General features: G+C 30.0%; 3 protein-coding genes. All 3 read right to left on the bottom strand.

Annotation, left to right across the window (positions count from 1 at the left end; genetic code table 11):
- Positions 1–182: GDP-mannose 4,6-dehydratase (locus I2E98_RS15825; RefSeq protein ID WP_195469821.1), on the bottom strand; the 182-nt coding region annotated here is incomplete at its 3' end.
- 59 nt (positions 183–241) lie between these two features.
- Positions 242–1135, bottom strand: coding sequence for a dTDP-4-dehydrorhamnose reductase (rfbD, locus tag I2E98_RS15820; RefSeq protein WP_195469820.1), 894 nt, complete (start codon positions 1133–1135; stop codon positions 242–244).
- A 174-nt stretch (positions 1136–1309) separates the two neighbouring features.
- The coding region (locus I2E98_RS15815) for a dTDP-4-dehydrorhamnose 3,5-epimerase family protein (protein ID WP_195469819.1) at positions 1310–1529 on the bottom strand (220 nt) is incomplete at its 5' end.

Genomic DNA, 1529 nt, shown 5'->3' with positions numbered 1-1529 from the left:
ATATCTCCATGTACAAATATATGTCTTGGATCATCTTGAATTGACTTTAAGTTTTCTAAGTTTCCTGCATAAGTTAACTTATCTAAGTTAATTATTCTTATATCTTCATATTTTTTTAACATGTATAATACAAAGTTTGAGCCTATAAATCCAGCTCCACCAGTTACTAAGTAAGTTTTCATAATTAAATTCTCCTTATTAATAAAAATATTAAGTTATTTATTACTTATTAATTTCTTAACTATTTTTTAACATTTTCCATGAAAGTTTTTAAGGCCTCTTTCCAATCTCTCATTTCATCACCAACAGTGCATCTAAGCATCATGTTATCAAGTGATGAATATGCTGGTCTATCAGCTGAATTAGGATACATACTCTTATATTCTTCTGAAGTACATGGATTTACTTTGCAATCTCTCCCTGAAAGTTTCATTATTTCTGATGCAAAATCATACCAACTACATTCACCTTTTCCTGTACAGTGGTATATTCCATATTCTTCTGTTTTAATAAGTTTTAGAATGTGATATGCTAAGTCATTAGCATGTGTAGGATTTCCAAGCTGATCATTTACAACACTTAGAGTATCTCTATCTTTTCCTAATTTCATCATTGTATAAACAAAATTATGACCTACATATCCATAAAGCCAAGCTGTTCTAACTATATAATACTTTGATGAGCATTCTCTTACAAATTCTTCACCTAAAAGTTTAGTTTTTCCGTAAGCGCTTACTGGATTAACTATATCTGATTCATTTAATGGTGTATCTCCAACACCTCTAAATACATAATCAGTTGAAACTTGAACTATTTTAGCTCCTATTTCTTCACAAACCATAGCTAAATTCCTAGGACCTAAAGCATTTATTTTAAAAGCTAAATCCTTATTTGATTCACATCCATCTACGTTAGTTGCTGCTGCACAGTTTATAACTACATCTGGCTTTACTTCTCTTAAAATGGTTTTAACTTGTTGTAAATTACTTACATCTAATTTATCTACATCTACAGCAAAAACTTCTGCAGTTTTAATTACATGGGAAACAGATCCAATTTCAGCAGTTCCTGTAGCTATTATTTTCTGAAGTTCATTCCCTAATTGGCCATTTGAACCAGTTATTAATATTTTCACGTGATAACCTCCACTACATTCAGTTTATTCAATAACAATCAAATATTTTGATTCTTTTATATGAAACTCCTTCTCCTAATGTCGAATAAGTACACGGTGTGTAACTTCAACTTACCAAATTAAAATTTGGAGTTTCAGTTAACTTCGGAATTTCAAAATCAAAGATTTTCATTCTTACTTATAAACAAAAGGTAAGTCTAGTTCTTTGAATGTTTTTTGTTTCTTATCTTTTTCTGATAATAAAACTTCTTCAATTCCATCTAATGGCCATTCTACAGCAACATCTTCATCCTTCCATAAAAGCCCACCATCATGCTCTGGTAAATAGAAATCTGTACATTTATAGTTGAATGTTGCAGTTTCAGATAAAACTACAAATCCATGTGCAAAACCT

This window comes from Clostridium sp. D43t1_170807_H7 (assembly GCF_015555905.1).
Lineage (GTDB): Bacteria > Bacillota > Clostridia > Clostridiales > Clostridiaceae > Clostridium.
Note: the sequence above shows the minus strand (reverse complement) of the source record. Positions and strands in the feature narration are given on the sequence as shown.